Here is a 15,684-nt window from a genome sequence, read left to right as displayed (position 1 = left end):
GAGACCTGTTCACCGTCGTTCCCCAGCTCACCGACGACATCAACCACCGCAAGAACTAACCCCCACCACCACAACCACAGACAGACAGGCAGGCGTTACCCGGGAGAGGGGGCCGTGGCACACCACCACGACCCCCTCTCTCCTGTCCCCGCGCCATTGACGGGGATCATGGCGCCCTCTAACTTTCGTTCAACGGATTGTTGATTCCGGGAAGCGGAAAGTGGAGGGTGCTGCGGTGATGGATCAGCAGGAGCAGGTGTCCACGACTCTCGCTGGTGCGGTCCGGGAGCGGATCAGCGCCTCCCTCGCCCCCGTGGACGCCGAACTCGCCCGTCGTTACCCCGGGGAGCCCGCGACCAGGCAGCCGGTGCACACCGTCTACGTACCGGCGGAGGCGTACACGGCGGGGACCGTTCGTTCCTGGGGGGAGCGGGCTTTGGCGGCGCTCGACGAGCACGCGCCGGACGCGGGTGCCTTCGGTGCCGTGCTGGGCTTGCCGGAGGAACTGGCCGGGGCGGTTTACCCCCGTGTTCGGGCCAAGCTGGAGCGCGAGCCCGTGGAGGACCTCCGGATCGACTTCGAGGACGGGTACGGCGGGGGCGGCGGGGCGGCGGAGGACGCCCACGCGGCCCGCGCCGCCCGGCTGGTCGCCGAGGCGTACGAGACGGGCTCGGCCACTCCGTACACGGGAATCCGGGCGAAGTGCCTGGAGGCGGCGGTCCGGGAGCGGGGCATCCGGACCGTCGATATCTTCCTCAGCGGGCTGATGGCGGCCGGGGGGCTGCCGTCGGGGCTGGTACTGACCCTGCCCAAGGTCACCTATCCCGAGCAGGTCGCCGCCTTCGCCGAGCTGCTGGCGGCCTTCGAGACCGGGCATGGACTCACTCCGGGCCGGATCGGTTTCGAGATCCAGATCGAGACCAGCCAGGCGATCCTCGGCGCCGACGGCACGGCGACCGTCGCCCGGATGATCGGAGCCGCCGGGGGCCGCGCCACCGGTCTCCACTACGGCACCTTCGACTACAGCGCCGGGCTCGGTGTCGCCGCCGCCCACCAGGCCAGTGACCATCCGGCCGCCGACCACGCCAAGGCCGTGATGCAGGTCGCCGCCGCCGGTACCGGGGTGCGGGTCAGCGACGGTTCCACCCATGTGCTCCCGGTGGGGAGTACGGAACGGGTCCACGAGGCGTGGCGGCTGCACTACGGGCTCACCCGGCGGGCGCTGGCCCGCGCCTACTACCAGGGCTGGGACATGCATCCGGGGCAGCTGCCGACCCGTTACGCGGCGGTGTTCGCCTTCTACCGCGAGGGGTTCGCGGCGGCCGCCGCCCGGCTGGCCGCGTACGTCGGCGGGACCGGGGGCGATGTGCTGGACGAGCCCGCGACCGCCCGCGCGCTCAGCGGCTATCTGCTCCGGGGCATCGAGTGCGGGGCGCTGGACGCCACCGAGGTGACCGGGGCGACCGGGCTGGACCGGGCCGGACTCGACCGGCTCGCGGCGCGGACCCGGGGGTGAGTCCGCGCGTACGTCGTGCGCGTGGGGGGTCGGTGCGCTGACGTGCCCTCGGGCGCCTTCGTGACCGACGACCCCTCAGGCGGCGGCAGGCATGCCGTGTGCAGGGGGGCGGATACCGCGTCAGCCGTCGGCGGGCGGCGGTATCTCGCCCGACCCCCGGGGTATCAGCGTCGTCGCGAGCGCGGTACGGGACGGCAGGTCCGCCACGCCGTCCAGGCGGCGGAAGAGCCGCTGCGCCGCCGTCCGGCCGAGCGCCGCCGCGTCCTGGGCGACCACGGTGATACCCAGCAGATCGGCGAGTTCGATGTCGTCGAAGCTCACCAGGGCGACCGGATGCCCGACGTCCGCCAGGACGCGTACGGCCGTGACCGTCACCCGGTTGTTGCCCGCGAAGACCGCCGTGACCGGGTCGGGGCCGGTCACCATCGCGGTGACCGCCGCGCGCACCCGGTCCGGCGAGGTGGGTCCCAGGGAGACCCAGCGGCCGGAGACCGCGAGTCCGGCGTCCTCCATGGCCGCGCGGTAGCCGCGCAGCCGCTCGGCGGTCGTGTGGATCCGGGGGAGGTCGCCGACGAAGGCGATCCGGCGGTGGCCGTGCGCGATGAGGTGGGCCACCCCCGCGCGGGCCCCGCCGAAGCTGTCGGAGAGCACCACGTCCGCCTCGATCCGCCCCGGCGGACGGTCCACGAAGACGGTGGCGACTCCCGCCTTGATCTCCGGTTCCAGATAGCGGTGGTCGTCCCCGGCGGGGATCACGATCAGCCCGTCCACCCGGCGGGCGCACAGCGCGAGCGCCAGTTCCTGCTCGCGCTCGGGGTCCTCGGCGCTCGACCCGTTGATGAGCAGGGCGCCATGGGCACGGGCGACCTCCTCCACGGCGCGGCTCAGCGGACCGTAGAAGGGGTCGGCGAGGTCCTCAAGGACCAGTCCAATAGAGGCGGTCCGGCCCTTGCGCAGGACGCGCGCGCTGTCGTTGCGCCGGAAACCGAGGGCGTCGATCGCCTCCCGTACCCGGTGTTCGGTGTCGGGGGTGACGCCGGGCTCGCCATTGACTACGCGCGAGACGGTCTTGAGACCAACTCCGGCACGCGCGGCGACGTCCTTCATGGTGGGCCGAATACCGTAGCGGGAGCCGGAGTCCCGGACTCCTTGTCGGGCCTGGTAAGAACGCTCATTATCGGCCACAGTGCGTAGTCCCGTCGTCGTGCGGTGTGCCGGAAGGTGCAGCGTTGAGCATAGGGCCTGGACAACGTTGTCAGGGGCGGGGAAACTGTTCCCGAATGCGCAGGTCCGACCAGTTTCCGGGGGGTCCAACGCCCATGCATACCGACCTCGTTGCCGCGCTGGATGTGGGTGGCACCAAGATCGCTGGAGCTCTGGTGGACGGCTCCGGCCGACCGCTGGTGCGCGCCCGGCGCGCGACGCCCGCGCGTGAGGGGGCCGAGACGGTCATGGGCGCAGTGACGGCCGTTCTGGCTGAACTACGAGGATCGCCGCTCTGGGAGAGGGTCTGGGCGCTGGGGATCGGCAGCGCGGGGCCGGTTGACGCGGCGGCCGGTACGGTCAGTCCGGTGAACGTTCCAGGATGGCGTGATTTCCCCCTCGTGGAACGGGTTTCGCGGGCGATTGGCGGTCTTCCCGTCGAACTGGTGGGCGATGGGGTGGCGGTGGCCGCCGCCGAGCACTGGCAGGGCGCCGCCCGGGGATATGACAACGCCCTCTGCATGGTGGTCTCGACGGGTGTCGGCGGCGGGCTGGTCCTCGGGGGCGAGCTGTATGTGGGGCCCACGGGTAACTCCGGCCATATCGGCCACATCTGTGTCGAGCTCAATGGTGACCCCTGCCCCTGCGGCTCGCGCGGCTGCGTGGAGAGCATCGCCAGCGGTCCGAACATCGCGCGCCGGGCCCTCGCCGACGGCTGGTGCCCCGGGCCCGACGGCGACACCTCGGCCGCCGCCGTGGCGATGGCCGCGCATGCCGGGGACCCGGTGGCCGTGACCTCCTTCGAGCGGGCCGCGCGGGCGCTGGCCGCCGGGATCGCCGCGACGGCCGCACTCGTCGAGATCGAGATCGCCGTCATCGGCGGGGGAGTGGCGGGGGCGGGTGAGGTGCTCTTCGCGCCGTTGCGGCGTGCCCTGCGGGAGTACGCCACCCTCTCCTACGTCCAGCGGCTGACCGTGGTTCCGGCGCGGTCCGGTGCCGACGCGGGCCTGGTCGGCGCGGCCGCGGCCGCCGTGCGGCTTCACTCGGGCCGGGCGCCGGTACCGAGCGGGATGGTGTGACGGGAGGGTGTGACGGGGCGGGGGCGTGGAGAGGGCGGGGGTGCGGCGGGGATGAGGGCGGGGGCGGGTCCCCGCACGGGCCCGCCCCCTCTTCGGATGGCTCGGTTCTCCTGTCGCCCCCCGTTCCCCCCGTTCCCCCCGTTCCCTCCCGTTTCTCCCGGCTGCCGCCGTTCTCCCCCGTCGCGGTCCCGGGCGGAGCGGTCGCGCCGGGATGGCCTCGCTCCGTGGGCCGTTGCTCAGCAGGTGATCCGCGGATCCGCCCAGTCCGCGTGGTCCGAGTCGATGCCGTCGCCGCCGTCCGTGACCACCAGCCGTACCGTCCGCGCGCCCGTGACGTCCGCCGTGATCGGCACCGCGGCCATCGCGTTGGTCAGCACGCCCGTCGCCGCCGCCTTGGTGCCGTCCGCCCAGATCTCGAACGCGACGGTGCCCCGGTTCCCCTTCTCGTCGTCCACTCCGACCCAGGCGCTCACCGTGGTGCAGCGTCCTCCGGTGTAGTACTCGACCGTACTCGACGCGTGTACCCCGAGGCCCTTGGCGAACACCTGGCCGCCGATGGTGATCGGCCGCCCGTCACCGGCCTTGCTCTCACCGTTGCTGGTGTCGCGCTCCACCGGCCCCCACCCGTTCGCCGCGCTCGTCCAGCCGAGGTCGCCGAGGTGGGAGACCCCGGCCGGCGGCGGTACGACCACGCTCACCCCCGCCGGTACGGCCACGGTGACCCATGCCCCCGTCGTCGGCGCCAGATGGCGCGCCGTGAGCGTGAGGGTGTACGTGCCGGGCGGGCTCTCCGCGGGTACGGAGACATCCCACCGGGTGCTCAGCCGCGTCCCGCCGCGCAGCACGGCGCCCGCGGCCGGGGTGGCCGCCCGTACCGTCCATCCGCCGGGACCGGTGAGGGTGGCCGACGGCAGCAGCACCGGGGTGCGGCCGTGGTTGGTGAGGGTGGTGGTGAGCCGCCCGCCCTGACCGGACTCCACCATCAGGCTCTCGTCGGCGGAGGTCTCGACCGCCGGTGGCAGCAGCGGCCAGGCCCGCGCGGTGGAGATCCGCAGCATCACCGTGCCATGCGCGGGCACGGTCGCCGCGAGGGTCCCGGCGGTGTGGGCGCTGGTGTGCCGCCACAGGTCGCGCACGGCGTAACCGGTGGCGGCGGGCAGTCCCACGGCGGCCGCGGTGGTGGCGACGCGCTGCGGGCGGGCGCTCTCGTTGAAGAGGGCCACGGCGGTGGAGCCGTCGCTGAGCGGCTTGGCCACCACCCAGCGGCCCCCCTCGGAGCCGATGACGGTGCCCTGGCGGCCCAGCGGGTCCTGGTTGACGGCGATGATCTCGCGGTTGCCCAGGATCTCGAACGCCGACGCGGGTGCCTTGCGCAGATCGGAGCCGATCAGCAGGGGCGCGGCCATGATCGACCACAGGGAGAAGTGGGAGCGGTACTCGGTGTCCGTCATCCCGCCGTTGCCGACCTCCAGCATGTCGGGGTCGTTCCAGTGGCCGGGACCGGCGTGGGACGCCAGCGGCAGGTTCCGCTTCGCGATCGAGAGCATGGAGCCCCAGTTGTCGCTGATGTCACCGGTGGTGCGCCACAGCTGGCCGACGCCCTTCGCCCACTCCCATGGCTTGTTCTGCCCCCATTCGCAGATGCTGTAGACGATGGGGCGGCCGGTGGCGCGCAGCGCGTCCCGCATGGTGGTGTAGCGGAGTCTCGCGTCCATGCCCTGGTTATTGCAGTTGTCGTACTTGAGGTAGTCGACGCCCCATTCCGCGAACTGCCGGGCGTCGCCGTACTCATGGCCGAGCGCGCCCGGGAATCCCGCCCGGTTGCAGGTCTTGGTCCCGGCGCTGGTGTAGATGCCGAATTTCAGCCCCTTGGAGTGGACATAGTCGGCCACCGCCTTGATGCCGTTGGGGAAGCGGACGGGGTCGGGGACGAGTCTGCCCTCGGAGTTCCGCTGGGGGAGGGCCCAGCAGTCGTCCAGGTTCACATAGGTGTATCCGGCGTCTTTGAGTCCCCGCTCGACGAAGATGTCGGCGATGCCCTTGACCATGACCTCGTTGAATTCGGCCCGGCAGTGGGTGGTGTTCCAGTTGTTGAAGCCCATGGGCGGGGTCAGCGCGAGCCCTTCGGCGCCCGAGGGCGGCTCAGAGGCTGGCTCAGGGGCACGGGCAGGGGCCGGGGTCGCTGGGGGCGCCGGTCGCGCCAGGTTCACGGTGTTCTTTGTGTTCTCCGTGTTCACCGTGTTCACCGGGGCTGGGGCCGCCGCGTTCGCCGGGGTCGCCGGACCGGCGGCCAGGATCACGCCTGTGACCAGCGCTCCGACGACTCGTGGTCCGGACCGTAAGAAGGGTGGATGACGCATCGTGATGTTCCTCCGTACGCTTGGGGAGTCAGCAGATGGTCATGTACGTGTCAGTGGCGATCGTTTACGGTAGAGCCTGTTGGAGTCTGTTGGAAGAGATGCGGTAACGGTTGCTCGATGTCGTGCCACATCCCTTGACGACACTCTTTTCGAGGAGTGGGATCCACCTCGCGCGTTCGTTTGTGTTTGGTTTACCGCAGAGGAGCGAACATGGGTCGGTTAACCCCGCAGGGATGGACGGCGTCCAGCGGCGGGATGGAACATCGGATGTCCCGCCGGGGCGTGCTGCGAGGCGCGGCCCTGGGCGCCGGCGCGGTCACCCTGCCCTCCCTGCTCGCCGCCTGCTCCAGCGGCCCCGGCGGTGACGGCAGGACCATCACCCTGGGGTCCAACTCCTCCGACGCGGTGCCCAAGCGGGCGTTCGCCGACGCCTTCGCCGCGTATGAGAAGCAGTCGGGGGAAGGCCGTGAGGTCAAGGTCAACACCGTTGACCACAACACCTTCCAGGAGAACATCAACCGCTATCTCCAGGGAAAGCCCGACGACGTCTTCATGTGGTTCGCCGGATACCGCATGCGGTTCTTCGCCAAGAAGGGCCTGCTGCACGACATCAGCGATATCTGGTCCCGCTTCGAGGGATTCTCACCGGCGCTGAAGGCGCAGTCCACGGGCGAGGACGGCAAGCAGTACCTCACGCCGTACTACTACTATCCATGGGCCGTCTTCCACCGTAAGAGCGTCTTCGAGACGTACGGATACACCGCGCCCCGCACGCTCGACGACTATCTCGCGCTCGCCAAGCGGATGCGGAAGGACAAACTGGTTCCCATCGCCTTCTGCGACAAGGACGGCTGGCCCGCGATGGGCACCTTCGACTACATCAACATGCGCGCCAACGGCTACGCGTTCCACAGACGGCTCATGGCGGGCGAGGAGTCCTGGACGGACCGGCGGGTCAAGCAGGTCTTCGACCTCTGGCGCGGCATCCTGCCGTACTGCCAGCCCGGCGCCAACGGCCGCACCTGGCAGGAGGCGGCCACCAGCCTCCAGCGGCGCGAGACCGGGATGGCGGTCTTCGGACTGCCGCACCCCGGCACCCAGTTCCCCACGGCGGACCACGGAGACCTCGACTTCTTCCCCTTCCCCGAGATCAGCCCCGAGCACGGCCAGGACGCCGTGGAGGCTCCCATCGACGGGTTCCTGATGGCGAGGAAGTCCAAGAACCTGAAGCACGACAAGGCCATGGCGAGCGCCAAGGACCTGCTGAGCTGGCTGGCCACCGGTGAGGCCGAGGACATCTATCTGGCCGGCGACCCCAACAACATCGCCGTCAGCGACCGGGCCGACACCTCCGCGTACACCCCGCTGCAGAAGAAGGCCGTCGGCCTCGTCTCAGGCGCCAAGCACATCTCCCAGTTCCTGGACCGTGACACCCGCCCGGACTTCTCGTCGACCGTGATGGTCCCCGCCATCCAGAGCTTCATCAACAACCCGAAGGACGTGGACGGGCTGGTCAACGGCATCGAACGGCAGAGGAAGACCATCTTCGCCGCCGACTGAGGAAACGGACCGCCCGACTTGGAGCCCGCCCGTGCCGATGCCGTCACACCCCGGGGGCGACACCCCCGGCCTTCGCCCGACCGCGGGGGCGCCCCCTGGACACCCCGCCGCCGCGGGCCCCGCGCCGCCGCGCGGACGCTCCCGGCGCCGCGGCCCACGTCGCTTCTCCCGCCGGGACCTGGCCGTTCTCACCGTGCTCCTCGGTATCCCGATCCTGCTGGACCTGGTGATCATCTGGGGGCCGGCCCTCGCCTCCGTCGCTCTCTCCTTCACCAGCTGGGACGGGATCGGCGACATCTCCTGGGTCGGCACCCGGAACTACGAGACGCTCTTCACCGCCTATCCCGCCTTCTGGCCCGCCGCCCGGCACAACCTCCTCTGGCTGGCGTTCCTCGGGCTGATCGCCACGCCGTTCGGACTGCTGCTCGCGGCCCTGATCGACCGGGGGGTGCGGTTCAGCCGCTTCTACCAGTCCGCCCTCTATATGCCGGTGGTGCTCTCGCTCGCCGTCGTCGGCTTTATCGCCCAACTGGTCTTCTCCCGCGACCAGGGCGCGCTCAACGCGATCATCGGCGACACCGCCCACCCCACCGACTGGCTCGGCGATCCCGATCTCAATCTCTGGATGATCCTGCTGGCCGCCGCCTGGCGGCACACCGGCTATGTGATGATCCTCTATCTCGCCGGGCTCAAGGCGGTCGACCCCGTACTCAAGGAGGCCGCGGCCATCGACGGCGCCAGCGAGACCCAGACCTTCTTCCGGGTGGTCCTGCCGACCCTGCGGCCGGTCCATGTGATCGTCGGGGTGATCACCGTGATCGAGGCCCTGCGCGCCTTCGACATCGTCTACGCCGTCAACAAGGGCAGAAACGGGCTGGAACTGCTCTCCGTCCTCGTCACCGACAACATCATCGGCGAGGCCAGCAGGATCGGCTTCGGCTCCGCGATCGCCGTCGTGCTGCTGCTGTTCTCCCTGGGGTTCGTCATCACGTTCCTGGTGCAGGAGATCCGAGGGGAGCGGGACCGATGAGCCATCCAATGTCACCGCCGCCGCCACCGTCACCGCCGGGCCGCACCCCGTCCCCGTACCCGTCGCCACCGGTCCCGGCGCCGCGCCGACGGCGGTTACGGCCGGGACGGCTCGGCGTCCACGCCTTCCTGCTCGCCGTCTCCCTGCTCTTCCTCGCTCCCCTGCTGCTGGCGGTCTACGCCTCGCTCCGTCCCTACGACGAGACCTCCGAGCACGGCTACTTCTCGCTGCCCCGGAAGCTCTCGTTCGACTACTACCAGCAGGCGTTCACCGACTCCGGGATGACGACGTACTTCGTCAACACCCTGCTCATCGCGGTGCCGGGGGTGCTGATCACCCTCTTCCTCGCCTCCTTCGTGGCCTTCGCCGTGGCCCGGTTGCGGATGCGCGGCACCATCGTGCTGCTGATGCTCTTCACCGCGGGCAACCTGCTGCCGCAGCAGGTCATCATCACCCCCCTCTACGTCCTGTTCAACCGGATCCCGCTGCCGTACTGGATGTCCGACTCGATGACGATGTTCGACTCGTACTGGGCCGTCCTGGCGGTCCAGATCGGCTTCCAGACCGGCTTCTGCGTCTTCGTCCTCGCCAACTTCATGCGCACCCTGCCCCGGGAGATCCTGGAGGCGGCGGTGGTCGACGGCGCGGGGGTGTGGGCCCAGTTCTGGAGCATCACCCTGCCGCTGTGCCGACCCGCGCTCGCCGCGCTCGGCACGCTCCAGTTCACCTGGATGTACAACGACTTCCTCTGGGCGCTCGTCTTCATCTCCGACGGCGACAAACTCCCCATCACCTCCGCGCTCAACAACCTCAGGGGTCAGTTCTTCACCGACTACAACCTGCTCGCCGCCGGGTCGGTGATCGTGGCGCTGCCGACGGTCGTCGTCTTCCTGCTGCTCCAGCGGCACTTCATCGCGGGGCTCACTCTCGGCGCCAGCAAGGGCTGAGTCCGGGCGATCCGCGCCCCCGGTCCCGGGAAGGGGCCGGGAGCGCCCCCGATCCCCGCCCCGGGGCTCCGCGTCCCACCGGCTCCGGGCGTGGTTTCCATGGCAGGGTGTTCCGGGCAATCCACTGTGGGCTGGCCGTGTCCGCAAAGTAGCGCCGTCCGGTGTGTGAGATCGCAAGGCGGAGGGTTTCCCTCGTACGGGACGTACGGGGGAAATCCCGACAACGCTGGGGGTACTCCCCCAGGCTCCGCCCGGGGGCACCCCCATCCGTGCCCGCAGGGCACAAGGGGTGGGGGTACCTCCCGGGCCGCAGGGCCCAGGGGGAGTGCGTGCCGGGCGTCGCGGGCCAGGCGGGACTGTGCGGACACGGCCTAGGCAGAAGAGGGGGAACCGTGATCGTCTGGATTAACGGCGCGTTCGGAGCGGGGAAGACGAGCACCGCCCAGGAACTGATCGATCTGATCCCGCACAGCACGCTCTACGACCCGGAGGTCACCGCGGCCGGACTGCGACAGCTCCTGCCGCCGAAGCTGCTGGCCGAGGTGGACGACTACCAGGACCTGCCCATCTGGCGGCGGCTGGTCGTGGACACGGCCGCGGCCCTGCTCGCCGAGGTTCCCGGAGTGCTGGTGGTGCCGATGACACTGCTGTGTCAGGAGTACCGCGATGAGATCTTCGGCGGTCTCGCCGCCCGAAGAATTCCGGTACGGCAGGTGCTGCTGCGACTAGATGAAACGATTTTGCGGGCGCGTATCGCCCACCGCGCCACCGAGGACGCCCTCAGCGCCACCGCCGAAACCACCACAGTCGACGGTCCCGGCCGGGCCCGCTGGAGCGAGGACCACATCGAGCCCTACCTCGCCGCGCTGGAATGGCTCACCGAGGACGCCCATGTCATCGACGGCGGATCCCTCGACCCCCGCCAGACGGCGCACGCCGTGGCCGAGGCCGTCCGCACCGGAGCCGCGCCGGTCGCCGAGATCGTCCAGACGCCCGAGCCGACCACCGAGACCGTCGCCGCCGGAGTACTCCTCTTCGACGACCGCGACCGCGTCCTCCTCGTCGACCCCACCTACAAACCCGGCTGGGAGTTCCCCGGAGGAGTCGTCGAGCACGGCGAGTCACCCGCGCGGGCCGGAGTGCGCGAGGTCGCCGAGGAACTCGGCATCCAACTGGACCGGATGCCCCGGCTGCTCGTGGTCGACTGGGAGCCGCCGAACCCGCCCGCCTACGGCGGGCTCAGACTCCTCTTCGACGGCGGCCGTCTCGACCGCGCCGCCGCCGCGCGGGTCTTCCTCCCCAGGGCTGAGCTGCGCTCCTGGCGGTTCGTGGACGAGGAGGAGGCGCGGGAGCTGCTGCCACCGCACCGCTACGAGCGGCTACGCCGCGCGCTGCGCGCCCGTGAGAGCGGTCGGGCGCTCTACCTGGAGGCGGGCGTTCCCAGTTAGGGCTTTCTTCTCCGGCTTCTCCGGATCGTGCGGGGCCTGGGTGGCCCTGCCTCTGGGCCTGTCCCGCCCGCGCGCCGGCCCGGACACCTCGGTACGGAGTCGGCGGGCGGCGCGGCGTACGGACCGGAACCGGTCGCGGGGCGGCCGCCTGGTACGGAGTCGGGGGCGGCGCCTCGTACGGGGTCAGCGAGCGGCGTAGTGGCGGAGGAAGAGGGCCTCCGTCACCGAGAGCCGCTCCAGCTCCGCCGGGGAGACCGACTCGTTGACGGCGTGGATCTGCGCCTTGGGCTCGCTCAGACCGATCAGCAGGATCTCCGCCTCGGGGTAGAGGGTGGCGAGTGTGTTGCAGAGCGGGATCGAGCCGCCCATCCCCGAGACCTGCATCTCCTCGCCGGGGTAGGCGACCCGCATCGCCTCCGCCATCGCGGCGTACGCCGGGCTGCTGACATCCGCCTGGAAGGGCTGCCCCTGTCCCACCTGCTCCACCGAGACCCGCGCGCCCCACGGCGTACGCTCCGTCAGATGCGCGGCCAGCAGCTCGGTGGCACGGGCGGCGTCCATGCCCGGCGGCACCCGCAGGCTCACCAGCGCCCGCGCGTTCGCCTGGACCGAGGGAGTGGCGCCCACCACGGGCGGACAGTCGATGCCGAGCACGGTCACGGCGGGCCGGGCCCAGATCCGGTCGGCGACCGAGCCCGAGCCGATCAGCTCGACCCCGTCGAGGACCTTGGCGTCGCGGCGGAAGTCCTCCTCGTCGTACTGGAGTCCCGACCAGCTCTGGTCGGCCGCCAGCCCGTCCACCACCGTGGAACCGTCCTCTGTGCGCAGGGAGTCCAGCACCCGGATCAGCGCGGCCAGCGCGTCCGGGGCGGCACCGCCGAACTGGCCCGAGTGGAGGTTGCCCGCGAGGGTGTCCACCTCGACCCGGACCATCGTCATACCGCGCAGGGTCGCGGTGACCGTCGGCAGGCCCTCGCGGAAGTTGCCGGAGTCGCCGATGACCATGGCGTCGGCGGTGAGCAGCTCGGGGTGGGCCTCCGCGTACCGCTCCAGACCGCCCGTGCCCTGCTCCTCCGAACCCTCGACGATCACCTTCACGCCGACCGGTACCCCGCCGGTGGCCTTGAGGGCGCGCAGGGCCAGGAGATGCATGATGAAGCCGCCCTTGCAGTCGGCGGCCCCCCGTCCGTACCAGCGGCCGTCGCGGTCCGTCAGTTCGAACGGCGGGGAGACCCAGGCGTCCTCGTCGAGCGGCGGCTGTACGTCGTAGTGCGCGTAGAGCAGTACGGTCGGAGCCCCGGCCGGGCCCGGCAGATAGCCGTAGACGGACTGGGTGCCGTCCGGGGTGTCCAGCAGGGCCACATCGGTGAAGCCCTCGGCGCGCAGCGCGTCCGCGCACCAGCGTGCCGCCGCCTCACACGCCTCACGCGGGAACTGCTCCGGGTCCGCCACCGACGCGAAGGCCACCAGTTCCGCCAGCTCGGTCCGGGCCCGGGGCATCAGTGACGCCACGGTCCTGGCGGTCGCGGCGATCTGGTCGGCGGACATGGGCACGCTCCTCGTGGGTGCGACGTTGTGGAGATAGCCGTGCGGATGGGTGTACGGCGAATGTGCGGTCGATCCTGCCACAGTGGTGCGGGACGGCAGCGCCGTAGGATGCCGTGAGGAACACGGGTCACGCGTGGATCGGGAGCGGAAACACATCGTGAGCAGCGAGAACGGCGGCAGTGCGGCGGAGCGGGACACGGCGGGGGAGGACGACCGGATGTGGGATGTCGTCGTGGTCGGCGCCGGGCCCGCCGGGGCCTCGGCGGCATACGCGGCGGCGGTCGCCGGACGTTCGGTGCTGCTGCTGGAGAAGGCGGAACTACCCCGCTACAAGACCTGCGGCGGGGGGATCATCGGCCCGTCCCGCGACAGCCTGCCGCCCGGGTTCGAACTCCCCCTGCGGGACCGGATCCACGCCGTCACCTTCACTCTCAATGGACGGCTGACCCGCACCCGCCGCTCGAAGCGGATGCTCTTCGGGCTGGTCAACCGCCCCGAGTTCGATGCCGGACTCGTGGAGTACGCGCAGAAGGCGGGCGCCACCCTCCGTACCGGGGTCACCGTCTCGCGGGTCGAGCAGCATGGACCGGCCGTCCCCGACCGGCGCACCGTCGCCGTCGTCACCGCGGACGGCGAGACCATCCTGGCCCGCGCGGTCGTCGGGGCCGACGGCAGCGCCAGCCGCATAGGGGCGCATGTCGGGGTCAAGCTCGACCAGGTCGACCTCGGTCTTGAGGCGGAGATCCCGGTGCCGCAGACGGTCGCCGAGGACTGGGCCGGGCGGGTGCTCATCGACTGGGGCCCGCTGCCGGGGAGTTACGGATGGGTCTTCCCCAAGGGCGACACCCTCACCGTCGGGGTGATCTCCCGGCGCGGCGAGGGCGCCGCGACCAAGCGCTATCTGGAGGAGTTCATCGCGCGGCTGGGGCTCGCGGGCTTCGAGCCCGAGATCTCCTCCGGCCACCTCACCCGCTGCCGTACGGATGACTCCCCGCTCTCCCGCGGCCGGGTCCTGGTCTGCGGTGACGCCGCCGGGCTGCTGGAGCCCTGGACCCGTGAGGGCATCTCGTTCGCGCTGCGCTCGGGACGGCTGGCGGGGGAGTGGGCGGTGCGCGTCTGCGAGGCGCACGACGCCGTCGACGCCCGCCGCCAGGCGCTGAACTACGCCTTCGCCATCAAGGCGGGGCTCGGTGTCGAGATGGCCGTCGGCCGTCGTCTCCTCGGTGTCTTCGAGCGCCGCCCCGGTCTCTTCCACGCCGCCATCACCGGGCTGCGGCCCGCGTGGCGTGCCTTCTCGGAGATCACCCGGGGGTCCACCACCCTCGCGGGCATCGTGCGCACCAGCCCGATGGCCCGTCGTGCCCTGGAAACCATGGACCGGCGCGCGGCGCCGCGCCGGGAGAGCCCGGCCGAGGCCGAGCAGGAGTAGGCGGGAGCGGGGGCGGGTCCTCGGGGAGATCGCGCGGTGTCGCCGGAGCGGGTCCTTGGGGGAGAACGCGCGGTGCCGCCGGAGCGGGTGGGTGTCACCGCTGACCTCACCGTCCCCCTCGCCCGTCGGCGAGGGTGAGCCGGAAGACCGGGTGCCTGGGCGCGGCGGCGAGCAGCTCCGCGTCGGTGGAGTCCGCCGTGACCTCACCGAAGAACCGTCCGACCTCCCAGCCCCAGCGCTCCAGATAGGCGCGCAGGATGGCGGGCTTCTCGGCGTCGGAGAGCTCCACGGCCGTGAAGGGGCGGACCGCGCGGCCCAGGGTGAGCCGCCCGCCCCCCGCCGCCCGCAGATTGCGCACCCACTGGGAGTGGCCGCGCGCCGAGACCAGGAATGTGGTGTCGCTCTGGCGGAGGGGATTGACGGGGATGCCGCGCCACTCGCCGCTGGTGCGGCCGAGCACGGAGAGCTGGGCGGAACCCATCAGGCTGACACCGCGCCGGGCCAGCCAGCCCACCACGCCATTGAGGAGAGAGTCGAGGGCGCCGGGCTTGATGTAGTGGGCGGCCGTGGTGGTGGGCGCGTCGGTGGTGGGCGAGGTGTGGGGCGAGGTGTGGGTGGTGGGCATCGTGACTCCTGGTGGTCGGGTGGTGACGGGTGGGTCGTGTGCGGGGGCGGTCGGCTGATGGCAGGGCGAGAGCGGTGCTCTCGCGAGATTCCGAGAGCAGTGCTCTCCGTTGAGATCAGTGTGCACGGATCGGTGAACACAATCAAGAGCAGTGCTCTCTTTTTGGAATGGCGCTCTCGTTGATGGGAGACTCTCCGGCATGACGACCATCCGTGGGGCCAGGGAGCGGGCCCGTAGCGAAGTCACCGCCGCCATCAAGACCGAGGCGCGGCGCCAGCTGGCGGCCGAGGGCGCCGCCAAACTCTCCCTCCGGGCCGTCGCCCGGGAGCTGGGCATGGTCTCCTCGGCCCTCTACCGGTACTTCCCCAGCCGGGACGATCTGCTGACCGCCCTGATCATCGACGCCTACGACTCCGTGGGCAGCGAGGCCGAGGCCGCGCTCATCCCCGCCACCGACCCGGCCGACCACCCCGGCCACTGGGTCACGGTCTGTGTGGCGGTCCGGAGGTGGGCGCTGTCCCACCCCCATGAGTACGCCCTGCTCTACGGCTCGCCCGTGCCGGGCTACAGCGCCCCGAGGGACACCGTCGGCCCCGCCTCCCGCGTCGGCGCCGTGCTGATCGCCGTCACCAGGGACGCGGCGCGCACCGAGGCCCTGGTCGTGCCCACGCTCTCCGAGGAGGCGCGCCCCGAGGCGGAGCGGCTCGCCGCCGCACTGGCGCCCGATCTTCCGCCCGCCGTGGTGCTGCGGCTCGTCGCGGCCTGGTCCCAGCTCTTCGGGCTGGTCTCCTTCGAGGTGTTCGGCCAGTTCCACCGGCTGGTCGAGGACCGGGAGGCGCTCTTCACCCAGGCGGTCGCGCAGCTGGCCGAGGACGCGGGCATCCGCCGCCAGGTCCGGGGGGATTGAGCGGCATCCGCCCCGCGCGGTCCGTACGGCCA

The 15,684-nt window shown here is 71.3% G+C and carries 12 protein-coding genes; 8 read left to right on the top strand and 4 right to left on the bottom strand.

The features are described 5' to 3' along the window. The first annotated feature begins 238 nt into the window (after positions 1-238). Entirely contained in the window at positions 239-1,516 is a 1,278-nt protein-coding gene (locus tag ACFVIM_RS13130; protein WP_384300783.1) for a DUF6986 family protein, read from the top strand. A gap of 120 nt (positions 1,517-1,636) precedes the next feature. Here ACFVIM_RS13130 and ACFVIM_RS13125 read toward each other — a convergent pair whose 3' ends face one another. Then, a complete protein-coding gene (locus ACFVIM_RS13125) occupies positions 1,637-2,623 on the bottom strand; it encodes a LacI family DNA-binding transcriptional regulator (protein WP_384300782.1) in 987 nt (328 codons plus the stop codon). Between the two features lie 212 nt (positions 2,624-2,835). Here ACFVIM_RS13125 and ACFVIM_RS13120 point away from each other — a divergent pair, with 212 nt between their 5' ends. Continuing rightward, positions 2,836-3,798 carry an ROK family protein gene (locus ACFVIM_RS13120; RefSeq protein ID WP_384300781.1) on the top strand — a complete coding sequence of 321 codons (963 nt, stop codon included), beginning with the start codon at positions 2,836-2,838 and terminating at the stop codon, positions 3,796-3,798. Between the two features lie 236 nt (positions 3,799-4,034). On the opposite strand, the gene ACFVIM_RS13115 is transcribed toward ACFVIM_RS13120, so the two are convergent. Beyond that, positions 4,035-6,158: an NPCBM/NEW2 domain-containing protein gene (locus tag ACFVIM_RS13115; RefSeq protein WP_384300780.1), complete on the bottom strand. Its 2,124-nt coding sequence runs from the start codon at positions 6,156-6,158 to the stop codon at positions 4,035-4,037. Between the two features lie 267 nt (positions 6,159-6,425). Between ACFVIM_RS13115 and ACFVIM_RS13110 the strand changes: the two genes are divergently transcribed. From ACFVIM_RS13110 to ACFVIM_RS13095, 4 genes are all read left to right on the top strand, one after another. Then, complete coding sequence (locus ACFVIM_RS13110; protein WP_384300785.1) at positions 6,426-7,718, top strand: ABC transporter substrate-binding protein; 1,293 nt, start codon at positions 6,426-6,428, stop codon at positions 7,716-7,718. Positions 7,719-7,755: 37 nt separating this feature from the next. Next, a complete protein-coding gene (locus ACFVIM_RS13105) occupies positions 7,756-8,748 on the top strand; it encodes a carbohydrate ABC transporter permease (protein ID WP_384300784.1) in 993 nt (330 codons plus the stop codon). Continuing rightward, positions 8,745-9,695 carry a carbohydrate ABC transporter permease gene (locus ACFVIM_RS13100; RefSeq protein WP_384300779.1) on the top strand — a complete coding sequence of 317 codons (951 nt, stop codon included), beginning with the start codon at positions 8,745-8,747 and terminating at the stop codon, positions 9,693-9,695. Before ACFVIM_RS13105 ends, ACFVIM_RS13100 begins: the two co-directional genes overlap by 4 nt. Before the next feature lie 392 nt (positions 9,696-10,087). After that, a complete protein-coding gene (locus ACFVIM_RS13095) occupies positions 10,088-11,143 on the top strand; it encodes an NUDIX domain-containing protein (protein ID WP_384300778.1) in 1,056 nt (351 codons plus the stop codon). 183 nt (positions 11,144-11,326) lie between these two features. Here the strand turns inward: ACFVIM_RS13095 and ACFVIM_RS13090 are convergent, their stop codons facing one another. Then, a complete protein-coding gene (locus ACFVIM_RS13090; protein ID WP_384300777.1) occupies positions 11,327-12,691 on the bottom strand; it encodes a dipeptidase in 1,365 nt (454 codons plus the stop codon). Between the two features lie 157 nt (positions 12,692-12,848). On the opposite strand from ACFVIM_RS13090, the gene ACFVIM_RS13085 reads away from it, so the two are divergent. Next, positions 12,849-14,120, top strand: a complete 1,272-nt coding sequence (locus ACFVIM_RS13085; protein ID WP_384300776.1) for a geranylgeranyl reductase family protein — start codon at positions 12,849-12,851, stop codon at positions 14,118-14,120. Positions 14,121-14,226: 106 nt separating this feature from the next. Here ACFVIM_RS13085 and ACFVIM_RS13080 read toward each other — a convergent pair whose 3' ends face one another. Further along, the gene (locus tag ACFVIM_RS13080; protein ID WP_384300775.1) at positions 14,227-14,745 is read right to left on the bottom strand and encodes a nitroreductase family deazaflavin-dependent oxidoreductase; all 519 of its coding nucleotides are present in this window, start codon (positions 14,743-14,745) and stop codon (positions 14,227-14,229) included. Positions 14,746-14,944: 199 nt separating this feature from the next. Here ACFVIM_RS13080 and ACFVIM_RS13075 point away from each other — a divergent pair, with 199 nt between their 5' ends. Then, a complete protein-coding gene (locus ACFVIM_RS13075) occupies positions 14,945-15,652 on the top strand; it encodes a TetR/AcrR family transcriptional regulator (protein ID WP_384300774.1) in 708 nt (235 codons plus the stop codon). Positions 15,653-15,684: the final 32 nt, after the last annotated feature.

This window comes from Streptomyces sp. NPDC057638 (genome assembly GCF_042800315.1).
In the GTDB taxonomy this organism is placed as follows: Bacteria; Actinomycetota; Actinomycetes; order Streptomycetales; family Streptomycetaceae; genus Streptomyces.
Note: the sequence above shows the minus strand (reverse complement) of the source record. Positions and strands in the feature narration are given on the sequence as shown.